At 69.7% G+C, this 16,179-nt stretch carries 13 protein-coding genes; 5 read left to right on the forward strand and 8 right to left on the reverse strand.

Going from position 1 to position 16,179, the window contains the following annotated elements:
* Positions 1-59: 59 nt before the first annotated feature.
* Both FKR81_RS16955 and ctaJ read right to left on the reverse strand, forming a co-directional pair.
* A complete protein-coding gene (locus FKR81_RS16955) occupies positions 60-539 on the reverse strand; it encodes a DUF5130 family protein (RefSeq protein ID WP_146353009.1) in 480 nt (159 codons plus the stop codon).
* A complete protein-coding gene (ctaJ, locus tag FKR81_RS16960; protein WP_146353010.1) occupies positions 526-768 on the reverse strand; it encodes an aa3-type cytochrome oxidase subunit CtaJ in 243 nt (80 codons plus the stop codon). Before ctaJ ends, FKR81_RS16955 begins: the two co-directional genes overlap by 14 nt.
* Before the next feature lie 445 nt (positions 769-1,213).
* Here ctaJ and FKR81_RS16965 point away from each other — a divergent pair, with 445 nt between their 5' ends.
* On the forward strand, positions 1,214-1,741 hold the full coding sequence (locus tag FKR81_RS16965; protein ID WP_186763007.1) for a DUF2345 domain-containing protein: 528 nt from the start codon (positions 1,214-1,216) through the stop codon (positions 1,739-1,741).
* A gap of 7 nt (positions 1,742-1,748) precedes the next feature.
* On the opposite strand, the gene FKR81_RS16970 is transcribed toward FKR81_RS16965, so the two are convergent.
* Positions 1,749-2,330: an HNH endonuclease gene (locus FKR81_RS16970; RefSeq protein ID WP_407936525.1), complete on the reverse strand. Its 582-nt coding sequence runs from the start codon at positions 2,328-2,330 to the stop codon at positions 1,749-1,751.
* Between the two features lie 239 nt (positions 2,331-2,569).
* Between FKR81_RS16970 and FKR81_RS16975 the strand changes: the two genes are divergently transcribed.
* The 4 genes from FKR81_RS16975 (at position 2,570) to FKR81_RS16990 (ending at position 7,877) form a co-directional block, all read left to right on the forward strand.
* Positions 2,570-4,669, forward strand: coding sequence for a prolyl oligopeptidase family serine peptidase (locus FKR81_RS16975; RefSeq protein ID WP_146353013.1), 2,100 nt, complete (start codon positions 2,570-2,572; stop codon positions 4,667-4,669).
* Positions 4,670-4,683: 14 nt separating this feature from the next.
* Entirely contained in the window at positions 4,684-5,592 is a 909-nt protein-coding gene (locus FKR81_RS16980; RefSeq protein ID WP_407936526.1) for a mechanosensitive ion channel family protein, read from the forward strand.
* 248 nt (positions 5,593-5,840) lie between these two features.
* Positions 5,841-6,224, forward strand: a complete 384-nt coding sequence (locus tag FKR81_RS16985) for a globin (protein ID WP_146353014.1) — start codon at positions 5,841-5,843, stop codon at positions 6,222-6,224.
* 57 nt (positions 6,225-6,281) lie between these two features.
* Positions 6,282-7,877, forward strand: coding sequence for a glycoside hydrolase family 13 protein (locus FKR81_RS16990; RefSeq protein ID WP_146353015.1), 1,596 nt, complete (start codon positions 6,282-6,284; stop codon positions 7,875-7,877).
* Between the two features lie 66 nt (positions 7,878-7,943).
* Here FKR81_RS16990 and FKR81_RS16995 read toward each other — a convergent pair whose 3' ends face one another.
* The 5 genes from FKR81_RS16995 to FKR81_RS17015 form a co-directional block, all read right to left on the reverse strand.
* Positions 7,944-9,059, reverse strand: a complete 1,116-nt coding sequence (locus FKR81_RS16995; RefSeq protein WP_146353016.1) for a low temperature requirement protein A — start codon at positions 9,057-9,059, stop codon at positions 7,944-7,946.
* Positions 9,060-9,113: 54 nt separating this feature from the next.
* Positions 9,114-10,436, reverse strand: a complete 1,323-nt coding sequence (locus FKR81_RS17000) for an FG-GAP repeat domain-containing protein (RefSeq protein ID WP_146353017.1) — start codon at positions 10,434-10,436, stop codon at positions 9,114-9,116.
* A complete protein-coding gene (locus FKR81_RS17005) occupies positions 10,436-11,854 on the reverse strand; it encodes an NlpC/P60 family protein (protein ID WP_146353018.1) in 1,419 nt (472 codons plus the stop codon). The genes FKR81_RS17000 and FKR81_RS17005 overlap by 1 nt, the downstream gene beginning before the upstream one ends.
* A 50-nt stretch (positions 11,855-11,904) precedes the next feature.
* Complete coding sequence (locus FKR81_RS17010; protein WP_146353019.1) at positions 11,905-14,856, reverse strand: AfsR/SARP family transcriptional regulator; 2,952 nt, start codon at positions 14,854-14,856, stop codon at positions 11,905-11,907.
* A gap of 100 nt (positions 14,857-14,956) precedes the next feature.
* Complete coding sequence (locus tag FKR81_RS17015) at positions 14,957-16,111, reverse strand: chymotrypsin family serine protease (protein WP_146353020.1); 1,155 nt, start codon at positions 16,109-16,111, stop codon at positions 14,957-14,959.
* Positions 16,112-16,179 lie beyond the last annotated feature (68 nt).

Consider the following 16,179-nt stretch of genomic DNA (forward strand, 5'->3'; position numbering starts at 1 on the left):
CAGGGGTCAGCGTCGGGTCGAGGGGGTTCGACGCTGACCTCGTCCGCCTCTGGGGTTCCTTACGAGCGGGGAGCGTGACCGGCCTGGTCGGTCAGCATGCGCAGGCCGCTGACGAGACCACCCGCGAGGTCGCCTTCCTTGAAGGACGCGACCATGCTCATCACCGCGAGCTTGGCGCCTCGATCGGGCAGCCTGCGGTGCGACTCCTCACCGGTGACGATCTCGACGACGCGCTCACCCGGCGACACGGCGACGAGCACCGCGTGCGCGGGCCTGGCCGTCTGCGCGTGCAGCTCCTCGGCACGCGCGCGGCTCTCCTTGCCGAGCTCGCCGAGGTACACGCTGAAGTCGAGCCCGGTGCTGCGGCTGGACAACGTCAGCGCCTCGTCCAAAGAGGACAGCTGCGCGGGCGTGAACGGCAGCGACGGGGCGTGCGGCTCGTACATCTTGGCGACGGACAGCCTGCCGCTGTTCGTGATCGCCTCGCCGATCCCGAGCTCGCGGTCCGGGTCGACGCGCTGAATCTCACCAGTTGCCACGGGCACCTCCCCTTGCCGTCCGTCCACCCACGACAGCAGCCTCGGCCTCGGGGGCGCGGCTCAGGCCGGCGGGGTTGGCACTCCACCACACGGGGGCGTAGCCCCACTCCTGCCCCGGCCGGTACCGGGGAATCCGGGTGGCCTTGGGCCTAATCGTCAGAAGCGTGATCACGCCGTAGATGGCCAGCGGGATCAGCGCGAAGACGAGCACGGTCTCCACGATGGTCACGGCGGTACGGTAACCGACTTCACCCGTGCGCGAGCGGCCGGGCCAGCGTGATCGCGCGTCCCGGTGCGATGTCCGGGAGTTTCCCCACACAGGCAGCCGCGATGATGAAGCAACCGGAACTGAGGACTGCGCACGCCTGAGCCGCCGAACCTGTCGTGACGAACATCACGTTCCACCGATTCGGACGCTACGCATCGTGTCCATACCGGCCAGTAGAGGCAGTGAGCGCTCTCGTGCGGCGCAGCGGTTACACCCGGTAGGCCTTCACCCGGACGGCGGCGAACGGGTGCCGGTTTGGGGTCTTGTCCCTGGAACAACCGGCTTCTAGCTTTTCACCTATACGGGTCTTGCGCACCCGCCCGACAGTCCTGGAGGACACATTATGTTCACGACGAGCCGCCCCCAGGCACGCCTCCTCACCCTTCCGAGCTACAAGGACGATTCAGTGCGTATCACGGCCAGTGACTCCGTTCGCATCACAGCGGGTGACTCCGTTCGGATCACTGCTGGCGATTCGGTCCGCATCACGGCCGGCGACTCGGTCCGCATCACCTGCGGCGACTCCGTTCGCATCACCGCGAGCGATTCGGTCAGGATCACCGCTGGCGACTCGGTTCGGATCACGATGGGCGACTCGGTGCGCATCACCATGGGCGACTCGGTCCGGATCACCATGGACGACTCCGTGCGCATCACGGCGGGCGACTCGGTGCGCATCACCTGCGAAGACTCGGTCCGCATCACGGCTCAGGACTCGGTCCGCATCACGATGGACGACTCGGTCCGCATCACCTGCGAAGACTCGGTCCGCATCACGGCAGAAGACTCGGTGCGCATCACGATGAACGACGACTCCGTGCGCATCACGTGCGAGGACTCGGTCCGGATCACCGCGGAGGACTCGGTTCGCATCACCATGGGCGACTCGGTGCGCATCACGGCGCGCAAGGACGAGCTGGCCCTGGCGGCCTGACACCGGCTCAGGCCGCGGGCTCACCCAGGTACGGCAGCCACTGCGGGTCGGCTTCGGCCACCCCGGCGAGCAGCCGCCAGTGCGGCCCGCGCGGAGCGGCGGGTACCACGCGCAGCCTCCACCCCAGCTCGGACAGCAGCTTGTCCGCCTTGCGGTGGTTGCACTTCGCGCAGCACGCGACGCAGTTGGTCCAGGTGTGGGGCCCGCCCCTGCTGCGCGGCACGACGTGGTCGATGGTCTCGGCTCGGCCACCGCAGTACGCGCAGCGGTAGCGATCGCGGTGCATCAACCCGGCACGGGTCAGCGGCACCCGGCCGCGATAGGGAACGCGAACGTAGGTGCTCAGCCGGATGACGGACGGCACGAGCACCTCGGACGTCGAGGAGTGCAGCACGAGACCCGCGGGATCACCGTGCACGACCTCGGCCTTTCCGCACACGACGAGGACGACCGCGCGTCGCAGTGACAGCGCGGTCAGCGGTTCGAACGTGGCGTTGAGCAGAAGTACCTTGCGTCTTCCCCAGGGGAACATGACCGGGGTATGTCCGGCACCTCCCCCATCGCGATCCCCATCGGGCACGGCGTGCACGGATGACTTATTTCGGCATGCGGGGATCACCGGCGCTACCTCACCCGATATGGGGGCGCCGTTGGGGGTCGGTTGTCGGTCTGGCACGCGACCACCTCCACCGGTTCAGGCATAGCAGACCACAGATCACCCTCAAAAATCACGTGTGATAAGCGACGCGTCATGGATGTGTGATCGAAACTCAGGTGAACGAGCTCCCTAAACGGGGATGGTTTTCATCGCCCGCTACCCTTGACAAGGTGACCGAGGCTCCCTCCACATCTCCGCCCGCGACGATCACGTACCCGCTCGCGGAGCGGCTAAACCTCATCGAGCACCTGCACGGGCGCGCGGTGGCCGATCCGTACCGCTGGCTCGAGGACGCGAACGACCAGCGGACCGAGACGTGGTCGGGCGAGCAGGACGTGCTCACGCGGTCCTGGCTGGACGCGATGCCCGGCCGCGAGCGCCTCGGCACCCGGTTGCGCGAGCTGATGCGCACCGGTTCGGTGTCCACCCCGACGTGGCGCGCGGGCCGCGCGTTCTTCACCCGGCGCGGGCCCGAGCAGGACCACCCGGTCGTCTACCTGCGCGAGCAGGACGGCACGGAGCGCGTGCTGCTGGACGTGAGCGAGCTGGACCCGTCGGGCCGCACGACGCTGGACGGGTGGTCGCCGTCGCTGGAGGGCACGCGGCTGGCGTACCAGGTCTCGGTCGGCGGCAACGAGCACTCGCTGCTGCACGTGGTCGACGTCGACAGCGGTGAGCTGATCGAGGGCCCGATCGACCGCTGCCGCTACTCCCCCATCGGCTGGCTGCCGGGCGGCGAGGAGTTCTTCTACGTGCGGCAGCTCGACCCGGCCGGTCTGCCGGAGGACGAGCAGCTGTTCCACCGCCGGGTGTGGCGGCACCGCGTCGGCGCGGACCCCGTGACGGACGTCAACGTGCACGGCGACGGCCTCGACCACACCTACTACTACGGGCTCAGCGTGTCGCAGGACGGCCGCTGGCTGGTCGTCAACGGCGCGCCCGGCACCGTGCGCCGCGACTCGGTGTGGATCGCGGACCTGCACGGCACCGGTGAGCTGAAGCCCGTCATCGACGCGGAGGCGGGCGCGCAGTGCTCGGCGTTCGTCGCGCGCGACGGGATGCTGTACGTCCACACGTCGCTGAACGCCTCGCGCTTCCGCATCTGCGTCGCGGACCCGGAGCGGCCGACGCCGGAGCACTGGGTCGAGCTCGTCGGCGAGGAACCGGACTCGGTCCTGGACGGTCTGCGCTGGCTGAACGGCACCCTCGTGGTGCTGCGCACCAGGCACGCGGTGTCCGAACTGCACCTGCACGCGACCGACGGCGAGCACCTCGGCCAGATCCCGTTGCCCGGCACCGGGTCCGTGCACGGCATGTCCGTTGTGGACGCGGCGACCCCGCACGACCGCGACGCGCTGTGGGTCGGCTGGACGGACTTCGTCACGCCGCTGTCGGTGTACCGCTTCTCGCTGTCCTCCGGTGAGACGACGCTGGCCGAGGCCGCGCCGGGCCGCATCGAGCTGCCCGCGGTGACGACCCAGCAGATCTCCTACGCCTCGCTGGACGGCACGACCGTGCGCATGTTCGTCGTGAGCGGCGAGCAGAGGCCCGACCTGCCGCGTCCCACGCTGCTGACCGGCTACGGCGGTTTCGCGATCGGCCGCGGCCCCGGTTACAGCGCCACGACGCTGGCCTGGGTCGAAGCGGGCGGCGTGTGGGTGCACGTGTCGCTGCGCGGTGGTGACGAGGAGGGCGAGGAGTGGCACCACGCGGGCATGCGCGAGCGCAAGCAGAACGTGTTCGACGACTTCCACGCCGCCGCCGAACGCCTGGTGCGCGACGGCTGGACCACGCCGCAGCAGCTCGCGATCATGGGCGGCTCCAACGGCGGCCTGCTCGTCGGCGCGGCGCTGACGCAGCGCCCGGAGCTGTACGCGGCCGTGGTGTGTTCAGCCCCACTGCTCGACATGGTGCGCTACGAGAAGTTCCTGCTCGGACGGTTGTGGGCGGAGGAATACGGCAGCGCAAGCGTTTCCGACGAGCTCGGCTGGCTGCTCTCCTACTCTCCGTACCATCGCGTCCGGCCCGATGTTGAGTACCCTTCGGTCCTGTTCACGGTGTTCGAGTCGGATTCCCGCGTGGACCCCAACCACGCCCGGAAGATGTGCGCCGCGTTGCAACACGCGAGCACGAGTGATCCGACCAAGCACCCCGTGCTCATCAGGCGCGAGACCGAGGTCGGTCACGCCGGCCGTTCGGTGAGCCGGACGGTCGCTCTCGCCGTGGACCAGCTGACGTTTCTGGCCAATGCCACGGGCATGGAGTTGTAGGAGGGCACGACCGCGTGAGCGACTTGCAGCAGCAGTCGGTAGAAGCATTGACCTGGTTCGAGACGAACGGCCCCAAGATCCTCGAGGGCGCCATCCGGATCGCGCTGATCGTGCTGATCGCACTGGTACTGCGCGCGGTGCTGCGCAAGATCATCGACGGGCTCACCAGCGGCAGCCGGGAGGGCAAGAAGCCCGGCCTGCTCAAGCCGCTGCGAGAACGGGCACCGCAGGCGCTGGGCACACTCGTGTCCGAACGGCGCGAACAGCGCGCGAAGACGATCGGCTCGGTGCTGAAGTCGATCGTCACGATCCTGGTGTTCGGCATCGCGTTCATCCAGATCCTCACCGAGCTGGGCATGAACGTGGCACCGATCCTGACCTCGGCGGGCATCCTCGGCGTCGCCATCGGTTTCGGCGCGCAGAACCTGGTCAAGGACTTCCTGTCCGGCATGTTCATGATGCTGGAGGACCAGTACGGCGTGGGCGACGTCGTCGACCTGGGCCCGGCCATCGGCACCGTCGAGGCCGTCGCGCTGCGCACCACGACGATCCGCGACACCAACGGCACCGTCTGGTACGTCCGCAACGGCGAGATCCTGCGCGTCGGCAACTCGAGCCAGGGCTTCGCGGTCGCCGTCGTCGACCTGCCGCTCGGCTACGGCGCGAACCTGGCCGAGGTGTCCCAGGTCCTCGAGCGGGTGGCGCGCACGGTCACCGACAAGGAGCCGCTGTCCAACGACGTGACCGCCAAGCCCGAGGTGCTGGGCGTGGAGAAGGTCACGCCCGAGGGCATCACCATGCGGGTCACCGTCAAGACCCGCCCCGGCCGTCAGTGGGCCGTCCAGCGCGCGCTTCGCGCCCAGCTCATGCCCGCACTGGAAGAGGCCGGTTTCCGCCCCACCGCGAGCAACGGGAGCAAGTAGCGCCCAGCGGTGCCGCCCGGCCATCTCGCGCGGGCGGCACTCGCACATGCCCTCCCGCCGAGCGGCCGCCTGGCTCGTGGCTCGTCGCGTGCTGGCGGCCCGCGGACCGTCTGCCACGCATTTCGTTGTGGCGACAATCACCTGGGTGCCGGGCCGGCTTCCGCCTTCCCGTCGAGCGGGGCCCAACTAAGACAGCCAATCGCGGGGGCGGCCTGCGCGGCGGCCCCCGCGTCAGTCAGGATGGGTGGGTGGGCAACCCGGAGAACTTCTTCGAACAGGTAGGCGGCGAGGAGACCTTTCACCGCATCGTGGCGCGCTTCTACAAAGAGGTGAAGGCCGATGAGGTGCTCCTGCCGCTGTACCCGGACGAGGATCTCGGTCCCGCCGAGGAGCGGCTGCGGCTGTTCCTCATGCAGTACTGGGGTGGCCCGCACACGTACTCCGAGAACCGCGGCCACCCGCGGCTGCGGATGCGGCACGCGCCGTTCAAGGTCGGTCCCATCGAGCGGGACGCCTGGCTGCGGTGCATGCGGATCGCCGTCGACGAGGCCGGCCTGTCCGAGGCGCATCGCAAGCAGCTCTGGGACTACCTGGAGATGGCCGCGAACAGCCTGATGAACTCGTGGTCCTGATCGATCATCACCCGTTCGGGTAATAACGACACGAGACGAATGGCAGGATGACCCCCCGTGCGACGATCCTCCGACCTCAGCCCTGAGATCGCCGAAGAGTCCGCCTGGTGGCAACACGCCGTGTTCTACCAGGTCTACGTGCGTTCGTTCGCCGACTCCAACGGTGACGGCGTCGGTGACCTGGACGGCATCCGGTCCCGCCTCGGCTACCTCGAACTGCTCGGCGTCGACGCTCTCTGGCTCACGCCGTTCTACCGCTCGCCGATGGCCGACCACGGCTACGACGTGTCCGACCCGCGCGACGTGGACCCGCTGTTCGGCGACCTGGCCGCGTTCGACCGGCTGGTCGCGGACGCGCACGAGCACAACATCCGGGTGACCGTCGACCTGGTGCCGAACCACAGCAGCAACCAGCACGTCTGGTTCCAGCAGGCACTCGCGTCGCCGCCCGGCAGCCCCGAGCGCGCCCGCTACATCTTCCGCGAGGGCCGCGGCTACGACGGCTCGCAGCCGCCGAACAACTGGACGTCCGTGTTCGGCGGACCAGCGTGGACCCAGGTCGGCGACGGCCAGTGGTACCTGCACCTGTTCGCACCGCAGCAGCCGGACCTGAACTGGGAGAACCCGGAGGTCCGCGCGGACCTCGAGCACACGCTGAAGTTCTGGCTCGACCGCGGTGTCGACGGGTTCCGCATCGACGTGGCGCACGGCATGGCCAAGCCCGAGGGCCTGCCGGACATGGAGCTGCGCGGCGTGCACGCGCCCGGCGTGCTCAGCGACGACGCGGAGGACCCGCGGTTCGACAACGACGGCGTGCACGAGATCCACCGGATGATCCGCAAGGTCATGGACCAGTACCCCGGCACGATGGCCGTCGGGGAGATCTGGGTGAAGGACGACGAGCGCTTCGCCGCGTACGTCCGTCCCGACGAGCTGCACCTGGGCTTCAACTTCCGGCTCGTCGAGGCTGGTTTCGACGCGGACGGCGTGCGTTCCGCGATCGAGCACTCGATGGCCGCGGTGGCCTCGACCGGCACGCCCGCCACCTGGACGCTGTCGAACCACGACGTCGTCCGGCACGTCACCCGCTACGGCGACGGCGCGATCGGCGTGCAGCGGGCCCGCGCGATGGCGCTGGTCGAGCTGGCGCTGCCCGGTGTGATCTACCTGTACAACGGCGAGGAGCTGGGTCTCCCGAACGTCGAGCTGCCGGACTGGGCGCTGCAGGACCCGACGTGGGAGCGCTCGGGCCGCACCGAGCGCGGCCGCGACGGCTGCCGCGTGCCGATCCCGTGGGAGGGCGGCGTCCCGCCGTTCGGCTTCTCCACGACCGCCAACACGTGGCTGCCCGTCCCGAACGAGTGGGACGGCCTCACCGCGGAGGCGCAGCTGGAGGACCCCGGCTCGATGCTGTCGCTCTACCGCGAGGCGCTGGAGCACCGGAAGAGCAATCCGGGGTTCGGCGGCGACGAGCTCGAGTGGTACGGCGCCCCTCCCGGCTGCTTCGCGTTCCGCCGCAAGGGCGGTGGCCTGATCTGCGCGCTGAACACGTCCGGTGCGTCGGTGCCGTTGCCGCCCGGCCGGGTGCTGCTGTCGTCCGGTCCGATGGACGGCGACCAGCTGCCGCCCGACACCGCGGTCTGGCTGGTCTGAGAAGTGCCGTCAGGGGCACGCTTGCGCCGCAAAACGTCGCGAGCGTGCCCCTGACGGCTTCTCTGTCTAGACCCGTTCCGCCTGCGCGTTGCGGCGAACCTCGGGGATGAGCACGATCCCGAAGACGACGGTGAGCGCCGCGACCTGCGCCAGCGCCACCCAGAGGCCCAGCGGCACGGTGGCGAGCGCCGCCACCGCACCCGCGGTCCGCCGCCACACGGGCCCGATGTCCAGCACCTTGCGGAACGCGACCTCGCCCAGCAGGAACAGCGCGACGCCGCCGGCGAGTGCGAGTGCGTGGCTGAAGTACAGGTGGTCGGTGGCGTGGCCGATGGTCTTCTTCACGCCCACGGCGAGCACCACGATGCCGAGCAGGATCGGCACGTGCGCCCACCCGTACGCGGCGAGCGCCTTGCGGGACTGCTTCTCGTCGGGCAGCGCCGCGAGCCGTTCCACCGCGACCTCGTCCTGGCCGCCGCCGAAGTAGCTCCACCAGAACTGGTACGCCAGCACCAGGCCGAAGACGACCGCGAGCACGAGCTGCATGTCCACCGGCAGCCCGGCCGCGCCGACGCCGATCGCGACGATCGACTCGCCCAGCGCCACGATCACGACGAGGTTGTGCCGTTCCACGAAGTGCGCTGGCCGGATCCGCACGCGGCGCTGCGGCGTGACGTACGGCGTGATCACCATGACCGCGAGCGCCAGCGCGTAGGCGCCGTACCGGTAGGCACCCGGCAGGAACCCGCCCACCACGACGACGACCGCCGACGTGAGGTTGAACAGCGCGATGCGCGCCATCGCCTCCGCCGAGCGGCCACCGGACGCGATGAACAGTCCGGAGTGGACCAGGTTCACGATCAGGTAGCCGATGCCGAACGCGATCCCTGAGGCGCCGAACGCGTCCGGGATGGCCAGTGCGATCAGCAGGAAGCCGCCCATGCCGATCATCAGCAGCGTGCGGCGCACCGGGTTGTCGGGCGCGACGGCGTTGGTCAGCCAGGCGTAGCCGCCGTACATCCAGAGGATCACGCACAGCATCAGCACGACCCTGGCGAACCCGCGCACGGACGTGTCCGCGGCGAGCAGCTCCGTCAGCTGGGTCAGCGTGAAGACGAAGACCAGGTCGAAGAACAGCTCCAGCGTGGTGACCCGGTACTCGGGCTCGGTGGTCTCGGACACGCCGCAACTGTAGAGCGGGGACCCGATGTCCACGAAGGCGGCCCGCTCGCTCGATCAGGCGATGGTGCGGACACCGCTCCAGTTGCCCTTGATCTTCCACGTCACGCCGGCGAACGGGACGCCGCCGGGGTTCACCAGCGAACCGTTGGCGTAGACGGACAACGAACCGTCCGCCTCGACCGCGACGACGTCGGCGTATCCGTCACCGCTGGCGTCCATCACGGTGAGCTGCCGGGTGCCAGACCAGTCGCCGCCGCGGATGCGCCACGTCTCCGAGGTGAACGGAACCCGGTTCTCACTCACCAGCGAAGCGTTGTTGTACCCGAACAACTCCCCGTTCGCGTCCACCGCGACCAGATCTCCGAAACCGTCGCGATTGAGGTCCGCGACACCCAGGTGCCGCACACCGGACCAGTTCCCGCCGATCCGCCACGTCTCCGACGAGAACGGACGACCCTGCGGATTCACCTTGCTGCCGTTGGCGTACACCACCAACGCACCACCAGCGTCCACGAGAACCAGATCACCGAAACCATCACCGGTCACGTCCGAGACCGCCAGCTGACGCACACCTGACCAGTCGCCCTCGTACCGCCACGTCACACCGGCGAACGGCATGCCGCCGGGGTTGACCCGCGCACCGTTGGCGTACACGATCAGCGCGTTGCCTTCGACGGCGACGAGATCCGCGAAACCGTCACCGGTCACGTCACCCGACGCCAGCTTCGTGACACCGGACCAGTCGGACCCGCGCACCCGCCACGTCTCCGACGTGAACGGAACCCGGTTCTCACTCACCAGAGAAGCGTTGTTGTACCCGAACAACTCCCCGTTCGCGTCCACCGCGACGAGGTCACCGAAACCGTCGCTGTTGACGTCGCTCACCCGGTCCACCCGGACGGCGACCTCCGCGAGCAGGTTCTTCGCCTTGCCCTCGACCTGGTCGTACCGGTCGGGGAAAGCCGACCGCTGCACGTCCTGGGCGATCTGCCCGGAGGTCCAGCCGGGATGCGCTCGCTCGCTGTTGACGGCCCTGGTGAAGAAGCTGTTCGAGGCGTGGGCCACGTTCATGATCTGCTCGGGCGTGCCCCAGCCCTGCGACGGCCGCTGCTGGAAGACACCGAGCGAGTCGCGGTCGCCGCAGTTCAGGTTGTTCATGTGCGACTCGACCCAGCCGGTCTCGAAACCCGCGAGCAGCACGCGGTCCGAGACGCTGAGGTTGCGGCCGACCTGGTAGACGATCTTCGTGACGTTCAGGTCGCGGTCGGGCGGAAGGGCGCACACCACCCGCACGTCGTCCGCGAACGCGGTGGCGGGTGCGGAGGCGACCGCGGCGGCGGTGAGCACGCCGATCGTGAGTCGTCGCAGCAGTGACATCACGCCACCGTCCTGACGCCGGACCAGTTGCCCTTGATCTTCCACGTGACGCCACCGAACGGGACGCCGCCGGGGTTCACCAGCGAACCGTTGGAGTACACGGACAACGAACCGTCCGCCTCGACCGCGACGACGTCGGCGTAGCCGTCACCGGAAGCGTCCATCACCGTGAAGTGCCGCACACCGGACCAGTTGCCGCCGCGGATGCGCCACGTCTCCGAGGTGAACGGCTTGCGGTCGCCGCTCACGAGCGAAGCGTTGTTGTAGCCGAACAACTCGCCGTTCGCGTCCACCGCGACGAGGTCACCGAAACCGTCGCGATTGATGTCCGCGGAACCCAGGTGCTGCACACCGGACCAGTTCCCGCCGATCCGCCACGTCTCCGACGAGAACGGACGACCCTGCGGATTCACCTTGCTGCCGTTGGCGTACACCACCAACGCACCACCAGCGTCCACGAGAACCAGATCACCGAAACCATCACCGGTCACGTCGGAGACCGTCAGCTGACGCACACCTGACCAGTCGCCCTGATAGGTCCACGTCACACCGCCGAACGGCATGCCACCCGGATTCACCAGCGAGCCGTTCGCGTACACGACGAGCGAACTGCCTTGCACACCAACCAGATCCGCGAAGCCGTCACCCGTCACGTCACCCGACGCCAGGTGCTTCACATCGGACCAGTTGGACCCGCGCACCCGCCACGTCTCCGACGTGAACGGAACCCGGTTCTCACTCACCAGAGAAGCGTTGTTGTACCCGAACAGCTCCCCGTTCGCGTCCACCGCGACGAGGTCACCGAAACCGTCGCTGTTGACGTCGCTCACCCGGTCCGCCGGTGGGCTGTCGACGATCTTGTTGTAGCGCCAGGGGAGGTAGCGGGTGTCACCACCGAAGTACGGGTACGGGATCGCGCGCCGCACGGTGTGCCCTGGGCTCCCGGCCTGTTCGATCCCGATGTAGCTGGTCTGGGCGTCGTTCGCCCAGTTCTCGAAGATGACCACGTGCCCGTTGTCGCCACCCGTGCCCGGCCCCAGCGTCCCGATGACGTCACCGGGCTTCAGGTCGCCCTTCGCGATCCGGTGCGAGACGTTGGGCAGTGACACGGTGTTGTGGGCGATGCCGGTCCGCCACGCCATCGACACGAACCCCGAGCAGTCCTGCCGGTAGCCCTCGAAGGACCTGCCCTGGTCGTACGGCACCGGTCCGCCGTTCCACGCCGTGAGCCAGTGGTGCGCGCGGGTGATGACCTCGCTGCGGCTGATCGGCTGGTCCACCGCGGAGCTCGCCGCGACAGCGGCCACCGGTGTGGGTTCTCCTTGGCCCTGCTTGTCTTCCGCGGCCTGCGCCGTGCCCACCGTCACTGCGGCGAGCGCGAACGCGATGCCGAGGCCGACCCATCTCCTCGTCTTCATCAGTTCCCCCAGAAACCCTCCCCGCGAACCGGTCGTCCGCGGTGCTGGGATCACTGTGCTTCGGCGACCTTCAAGAGATCTGAAGACAGTTCTTGAGGCCTGCCCTCGCGGGCCTCGCGGGCACCGTGCCGTTCGAAGATCGCGAGCGCTTCCGGCCACGCGTCCCGCCGCCCGAGTGCCGCCAGGTCGCGCAGGGTCCGCGCGCGCCAGACCGGCAGGGCGAGCGCCTCCCACCACTGCAGTGAACGGTCGAGGTGCTGACGCGCCCGTTCCACGTCGCCCTCGGCCAGCTCCAGCTCACCCGACGTCCGCAACACCAGTGCCTGCCCGAAGTTGTCGTCCATGTCGTTGCACGTCGCCAGGCACTCCTCCAGGTCGGCACGCACCTCGGTGCCGCGTCCCTGACGGATCCGAACCTTGGCCAGCGCCTGCACCGCGTAGGCCGACATGAGCCGGTCACCGAGACCGCGCAGCACGTCGATCGCGCGTTCGCAGTGCTCCGCCGCCTCGTCGAGCCTGCCTGCCGCGCGGTGCACGATCCCGATCGAACGCAGCGCGATGGCCTCACCCCTGCGGTCCCCGAGCCGCCGGTACGCGAGATGGGCGCGCACGCAGGCGTCGAGCCCGCCGTCGAGATCACCCTGCTCGGTCAGCACCCGGCCGAGGCCGTGCATCGCACGCGCGACCTCGCCGGGCTCGGTCAGGTCCGGCAGGGCCTGTTCGAGTGCCGCGCGGGCCTCGTCGAGCCTGCCGTGGTCCCGGTGCACGGCGCTGAGCGACAGCCGGACCGCCGCCTGGCCCTGCCGGTCGCCGCTGAGCTCGTGCGCGGCGAGTGCCTGCAGGTAGTAGACCTCCGCCTCGTCGAACCGGTCCTGCTCGTAGCGCAGACCGCCCAGCCCGGCCAGCAGCCGCGCCTCCCCCGCGTGGTCACCTGTCCGCTTCGCGGCGCCGAGTGCGGCGTTGTGGGTGCGCCACCACTGCGTGAACATGTTGCGCACCGCGAACCGCGACGAGCAGAGCGCCGCGGCGAGCCGCGTCGCCACGTCGGTGAGGTCGAGCTCGCTGATCCGTTCGACGGCCGCGACGAGCCCCGTCTGCTCGGCCGCGAACCACTGCTCAGGGTCGGCGAGAAGTTCTTCCACGACACCGTCTTCGAGGTGCGGCACGGTCTTCGCGTGGTCGTCGCCCCACATCGCGTGCGGCATCCGGCTGCCCGCGATCCGCACCAGCGCGAGCCAGCTCCGCGACGCACGCGCGACGCACGCCCGGATGTCCCCCTCGGACTCCTCGTCCTCACCCCGTTCCCGTGCGAACGCCCGGACGAGGTCGTGCAGCTGGTACCGAACCACGCCGCCGCACGAGGTCACGTCGACGAGCTGTGCGTCCACGAGCCGTTCGACGACGTCCTCCGCCTCGGGCACCGGGCAGTCGAGCAGCGGCGCGACGAGCCAGCCGCCGAAGCCCGACACGTCGAGCAGGGCGAGCCTGCGCAACGCCACCCGTTCCCGCCGAGGCAGGCCGTCGTAGCTGAGCGACAGACTGCCGCGCACCTCCAGGTCGCCGAGCGTCAGCTCGTGCAGGATTCCGCGGCGCACCGCGAGCCGCTCGGCGAGCTTGCCCAACGGCCACAGCGGACGTGCCGCGAGCCGGGCGGCGATGATCCGGATCGCCAGCGGCAGGTGCCCGCACAACCGCACCACCCGCCGCGCCTGCTCGGGCTCGGCGTCGACCCGGTGACCACCCTCGACCCGGCCGAGCAGTGCGAGCGCCTCGACGTCGTTCAGCACCCCGAGGTGGAGGTGGACAGCACCACCGAGCGCGCCGAGGCGCCTGCGTCCCGTCACGAGCACCGCGCACCGGCGCCCGCCTGGCAGCAGTGGCCGGATCTGCTCCTCGCACCCGGCGTCGTCCAGCACGACGAGCACCCTCCGGTCCGCGAGCAACGTGCGGTAGAGCTGTGCGCGTTCCTCCAGCTCCGCCGGGACCGCCGCGTCGGCGACGCCGAGCGCGCGCAGGAACCCGGCGAGCACCTCGGCCGGATCGGCGCGGGTCTGGTGCACCCCGCGCAGTGCGGCGAACAGCTGTCCCTCGGGGAAGTGGTCGCGCACCTCGTGCGCGACGTGCGTGGCGAGGCTCGACTTGCCGACACCCGGCTTGCCGGAGATCACGCACAGCCGGGCGCCGTCGCGGAGCTGGCGTTCGAGCGCACTCGCCTCGGCTGTGCGACCGGTGAAGTCGTCGATGTCGAACGGGAGCTGGTTCGGCTGTTCCGGGAGCCTGTGCGGTGCCTCGGCCGGATCGCGCAGCACCTGCTGGTGCGCGGCACTCAGCTCGGGCCCCGGTTCCACACCGAGTTCCCCGAGCAACGCCGCGCGGCCCTCCTGGTAGCAGGCGAGTGCGTCCGCCTGCCGCCCCGCCTGGTGCAGCGCGCGCATGAGCTGGGCCCGCACCCGTTCCCGGAACGGGTGCTCCGCGACCGTCGCGGTCAGCTCGGCGACCACGAGCTCGCCCTTGCCCGCCGCGAGGTGCGCCGCGCCGCAGTCCTGCAGAGCGAGGAGCCGGAGCTCCTCCAGCCTCGCCCGTTCCCCCTCGGCCCACTCCCCTTGCGTGCCACCGAGAGGCCCACCCCGCCACAGCGCGAGCGCGGCCCCGAACCGCCGGATCGCCTCCTCGGGCGGCAGCTCCCGCGCCTCCTCGGTGGATCTGGTGAACGCGTGGAGATCGACCTGCTCCGGATCGACCTCCAGCACGTACCCGGCGGGATGCCGGACGATCACGTCGCCGAGTGCGCGCCGCAACGTCGAGACGTAGGTGTACACGGCCGCCCGCGTCTGCTCCGGCGGACGCTCACCCCAGATCGCGTCCACCACCTGGTCCTGCGAGACGACGCGCCCCGCGTGCACCGCCAGCAACGCGACCAGCGTGCGCGGCTTGGGCCCGCCGAGCGGCACGGGTCTGCCGCCCGCTTCGACCTCCACCGGTCCCAGCACGTGAAAACGCATGTCTCCCCCAGAGATGAACAGAGCAACGTCCGCGGCTCGGTTCCCCGACAGGGAGAACCGCACCGCGGACGCGTGCTTCAACCGTTCTGAGAACCCGGCGTCAGGGACTGGTCACCAGGGTGACCGGGGCCGTGCCCGCGCTCCACTTGTTGAGGATCGACAAGGTCTCCGCGAAGTGGACGCAGCGGTAGCCGGCGCCGGTGGGCTGGGATCCCGCGCTGATGACGCCCCGGCTGCGCACCTTGCCGTCGGCGTACCAGTCGTAGACCGGTCCACCGCTGTCGCCGGGACGCACGGCGGTGAAGCCGCTCGGCGCACACGCCGTCACGCCCCACACGGTGCCCATGCCGAAGTTCCAGCTGTCGTTCTGGTTGACCACGTAGATGCCGCAGGTCTGGCTCGTCGCGACACCGCTCTGGCACACCTCGTTCCCGTTGTACGACCAGGCGGCGTCGCGGTAGTGGGTCCAGCTGCTGTCGTTGACCCACACCCCGCTCCACGCGTTGGTCTGCACGGATGCGGCGTCACGGCTCGCGTCCCAGCCGCTCACGCGGCCGATGTAGTGGCCACCGCCGCCGGTCGTCACCGGCCCGTCACCCACGCCGTTCTGGTAGCAGTGCGCCGCGGTCATGAGATAGGTGTTGTTCCACTGCCGCACCGCGAACGCGCTGCTGCAGTGCGACCCACCGCCACGGGCGAGGTGGATGCCTCCGGCGTGCGGCGGCGCGTCGTCGTACCGGCTCGTCGGCACGACCTCCGCCCCCTTCTCGAAGGTGAGCGGAACCTGTGCCGCACCGGTCGCGACAGCCGCCACCGCGGCGACGTCGCTCGCCCGCACGGTGAGTCCACCGCCGTCCGGACGGACCGAGATCCCGTACACCTCGACGCCGGACTTCTTCCACTCCGGCGCGGACTTCCACAGCTTCTCGGCGGCATCCCGCAGCTCGGCCTGGCTGTGCTCGGCACGACGCACGTCGACCTTCGCCCCGGCGGCGGCAGGTGTCACCGCGACCAGGGACTGCGCGGCCGCCTGTTCCTTCGCGAAGAGGGTGATCGCGTCGTTCTTCTCGTCCACCACGAGGCCCGCGTACCCGACCCCGGCGCGCTGGGCGCGATCGGTGATCGCGGAAGCCGCCGTGTCGAGCGACGACACCACGGGTGCGCCCGCCGGCGCGGCGGACACCTGCTTGCCGGGTTCGGATGCGCTCGCATTTCCGGCGAGACTCACCATCAACGAACCGACCGCGAGCAGCACCAAGCGATTGCGTGATCTCAACCTATCCCCCAGATAGTCAACAGACTGACCCCCAGGTCAGCCTGTGT

Origin of the sequence: Lentzea tibetensis (assembly GCF_007845675.1) — a bacterium.
Classification (GTDB): Bacteria; Actinomycetota; Actinomycetes; order Mycobacteriales; family Pseudonocardiaceae; genus Lentzea; species Lentzea tibetensis.